Genomic DNA, 3,484 nt, shown 5'->3' on the forward strand with positions numbered 1-3,484 from the left:
ATCTGTCGGGGTCGATCGACGTCGTCTTGCGGCTAGCGGATCAGCGGTTCGTGGTGGTCGACTACAAGACCAACAAGCTCGGCGACAGCGCCGCGGACTACGCCTTCCCGCGGCTGGCCGAGGCGATGCTGCACTCCGACTATCCGCTGCAGGCACTGCTGTATTCGGTTGTGCTGCACCGATATCTGCGCTGGCGATTGCCGGACTACGACCCGAAGCGGCACCTGGGCGGGGTGATGTATCTGTTCGTCCGCGGGATGTGCGGGGCGCAGACGCCGATGATCGAGGGTCATCCGTGCGGGGTGTTCGGCTGGCAGCCACCGGTGCGGCTGGTGACCGACCTGTCCGACCTGCTGGACCGAGGGAGCGCCGCAGCGTGAACAACCTACTCGCGGAGTTCAGCCAGGCGGAGATCCTTGCGCCGTCCGACGTCCATGTGGCGCGGCGGATCACGGACCTGGCCGACGAGCCCGACGAAACCGTGGGGTTGGCTGCGGCATTGGCAGTTCGAGCGCTGCGGGGCGGATCGGTGTGTGTGGATCTGCGGACGGTGGCTGACGAGGCGGACGCGCCGGACCTGCCGTGGCCGTCGGCGGAGGAATGGGTGGCGGCCGTGCGGGCGAGCAGCCTGTCGGGCGAGCCGCCGGTACTGCGGCTGCATGACGACGGGCTGCTGTACCTCGACCGGTATTGGCGGGAGGAGGAGCAGGTCGCGCGTGACCTGTCGGCGCTGTCGGCGCCGTCGCATGCGTCGATTCCGCAGGAGGCGCTCGATCGGCTGTTCCCGCCGCCGGAGTTCAAGGAGCAGCGGGCCGCCGCGGAAATCGCTCTGTCGCAGTCGGTCACGGTGCTGACCGGCGGGCCGGGTACCGGGAAGACGACGACGGTGGCGAGGTTGTTGGCGTTGATCGCCGACGCTGAGGAGCGTCCGCGAATCGCGTTGGCGGCACCGACCGGCAAGGCGGCGGCGCGGCTGCAGGAGGCGGTGGCGGCGGAGGTCGCGAAGCTCGACGAGGCGGACCGCCAGCGGCTGGGCGAGTTGCGGGCGGTGACGCTGCACCGGCTGCTGGGCAGCAGGCCGGACACCTCGACGCGGTTTCGGCATGATCGCGGAAATCGGCTGCCGCACGACGTGATCGTGGTGGACGAGGCGTCGATGGTGTCGTTGACGATGATGGCGCGGCTGCTGGAGGCGGTGCGCCCGGAGACCCGGTTGATCTTGGTGGGTGACCCGGATCAGTTGGCGTCGGTGCAGGCCGGCGCGGTGCTGGCGGACCTGGTTGAGGGCATGTCGGGACAGGGCGACATGAAGATCGCGGCGCTGAAGACGTCGCATCGCTTCGGCGAGTCGATCGGCCATCTGGCGCAGGCGATTCGCGACGGAAGCGCGGATATGGCGCTGGAGTTGTTGCGTGCCGGTGACGAGCACATCGAGTTCATCGAGGTGGAGGATCCGGCGGCCCGCCTGCGGGAGGTGCTGGTGCCGCACGCGCTGCGGGTGCGGGAGGCCGCGGTCCTGGGCGCAGGCGGGATTGCGGTGAAGACGCTTGACGAGCACCGGCTGTTGTGCGCGCACCGGGAGGGACCGTATGGGGTGGCGTATTGGAACGGCCAGGCGGAGCGGTGGCTGACGGAGGAGACGGGCCAGGCGGTTTGGTCGCCGTGGTATGTCGGGCGGCCGTTGTTGGTGACGGCGAACGACTACGGGTTGGGGGTGTACAACGGCGACACGGGTGTGGTGGTGGCGTCGCCTGACGGATTGAGGGCGTGCATCGGAGCCAACGACTTCGCGACAAGCCGCCTGGGTGACGTCGAGACCATGTATGCGATGACGATCCACAAGAGCCAGGGAAGCCAGGCACGAGAGGTCACGGTGCTGATGCCGCCGGAGGAATCTCGGCTGCTGAGCCGCGAGCTGCTCTACACCGCGGTGACGCGCGCCAAGGAGAGGATCCGGGTGGTCGGCTCGGAGCCGTCGGTGCGCGCCGCGGTCGACCGTCGGGCGATCCGGGCGTCGGGGCTGGCACAACGCCTGTATCGGGATCGCTACGCGGCGCCATTGCCTCCCGAGAAATGTTGACATGAACAACTGTTGAGGTTTTACGGTCGGTTTCATGCAGACCAATCCAACGCTGTGCAACGATCCCGAGCGATTGCGAGAAGCGCGCGAGGCCGTCGACGAGTTCGTCGCCGAACTGCAGGCGGGAATAGACAACGCCGACGCCCGGACCTACAACGCCCACTTCGCCGACGATGTGCTGTGGGGCAGCCCCTACGGTGAGACGGTCGTTGGGTTCGACACCCTGCATGCCATTCACCGGCGCTTGTTAGCCGAACGCGTCGCGGGTTCGTCGTCCCGTTACGAGGCGGTTCACATCGGTGCGCCGGCCCCCGACGTGGCGGTCGCCCACGTGCGCCGCGTGGCGCTCGACGAACAGGGCCGACCGATCCCGATCGACGACGCGTCGGCGTTCTCGGAGATGGCCCTCTACGTCCTGGTACGCCGCGATGGGCAGTGGTGGCTGGCGGCCGGGCAGAACACGATGCTCCACCCGAAACCGTAAAGCACGCGAATGCTATTTCGGCGCAACGGGAATCGCGGGACGAGACGCCAAGGTCAGCGCTCGTCACGTGGCTGTGGGGATGAGCACCGCAACGTCGCCATGCAGGTGCGCCAGCCCACTATCGAGGGTCGCCAACTGCCCGTTGCGGCTTCGCGCGAGCTGAGCAAGGTAGGCATCGGTCACCTGACGGTGACCCACGACACCCTCCATCTGGACCTCAGCGAAAGAGACACTGTCGGGCCAAAACTGGTGGCGGCTCGTCCGCTCGAGCGCGCCGACGACATCCCGCGCAGCCGCGGCGGGTTGGCCGGCCCGCAGCAGGAATCGAACAAGGCTTCCCTGGGTGACCGGGCACGTCGCAAAGGCTGCATCGGACGCCGATAGCCATTTCACGGCGGCGTCGTGATGGACATGCTCGGCGACAACCAGTGCGACGAGCACGTTCGCGTCGAGCAGCGCCGTCACTCCTCATCCTCCAACGACCGCACATCCTCGGAGGTCACCACCGTGCCAACGCTCACCAGAGGCAATCCCGTTCGTGGGTCTGTTGAGATGGCGGTGTTGCTGCCGGCGCCCAGGCCCCGCCGGATCACACCCCGGCAGCGTGGTTTCCGGGCGTCACGGTCGAGCCCGCGTCGCCCACCTCGTAGCGACAGGCGAGGCCGATCTCGATCCGGGCGACGGGCCTCGCGCGGCGACTCGTCGGCGCAGGCTGAACAAGCGCTCGCCATCGATCACAAAAGCGTTGGCAAACACGGTACCGTCACACCGGGTTGGCTCCACAGCCTCGCGGAAACGTCACAGCGGCGACCTGAAATCCCTGCCGCGGCGCGGTGCGACCCCGATTGACGGTTGAGTCTGTACGGTCAGTGGGTCTGAAATGCACGGCACCGCCCTCCGATCGGAGCACGCTGTACCGG

At 67.8% G+C, this 3,484-nt stretch carries 4 protein-coding genes and 1 pseudogene; 3 read left to right on the forward strand and 2 right to left on the reverse strand.

The features are described 5' to 3' along the window. The 3 genes from ACRDU5_RS10350 to ACRDU5_RS10360 form a co-directional block, all read left to right on the forward strand. Positions 1 to 380 (forward strand): PD-(D/E)XK nuclease family protein (locus ACRDU5_RS10350; protein ID WP_526614402.1); only part of this gene is annotated, 380 nt, incomplete at its 5' end. Then, positions 377 to 2,080, forward strand: a complete 1,704-nt coding sequence (gene recD, locus ACRDU5_RS10355; RefSeq protein ID WP_526614403.1) for an exodeoxyribonuclease V subunit alpha — start codon at positions 377 to 379, stop codon at positions 2,078 to 2,080. The genes ACRDU5_RS10350 and recD, both read left to right, overlap by 4 nt. A gap of 34 nt (positions 2,081 to 2,114) precedes the next feature. Beyond that, positions 2,115 to 2,564 carry an SgcJ/EcaC family oxidoreductase gene (locus ACRDU5_RS10360; RefSeq protein ID WP_526614404.1) on the forward strand — a complete coding sequence of 150 codons (450 nt, stop codon included), beginning with the start codon at positions 2,115 to 2,117 and terminating at the stop codon, positions 2,562 to 2,564. A 63-nt stretch (positions 2,565 to 2,627) separates the two neighbouring features. Here ACRDU5_RS10360 and ACRDU5_RS10365 read toward each other — a convergent pair whose 3' ends face one another. Together ACRDU5_RS10365 and ACRDU5_RS10370 are read right to left on the reverse strand one after the other, a co-directional pair. Next, the gene (locus ACRDU5_RS10365; RefSeq protein ID WP_526614405.1) at positions 2,628 to 3,029 is read right to left on the reverse strand and encodes a TA system VapC family ribonuclease toxin; all 402 of its coding nucleotides are present in this window, start codon (positions 3,027 to 3,029) and stop codon (positions 2,628 to 2,630) included. Further along, a pseudogene (locus ACRDU5_RS10370) lies at positions 3,026 to 3,157 on the reverse strand (antitoxin); the annotation flags it as partial. The gene ACRDU5_RS10365 and the pseudogene ACRDU5_RS10370, both read right to left, overlap by 4 nt. Positions 3,158 to 3,484: the final 327 nt, after the last annotated feature.

It is taken from the genome of Mycobacterium sp., assembly GCF_050701515.1.
Taxonomy (GTDB): domain Bacteria; phylum Actinomycetota; class Actinomycetes; order Mycobacteriales; family Mycobacteriaceae; genus Mycobacterium.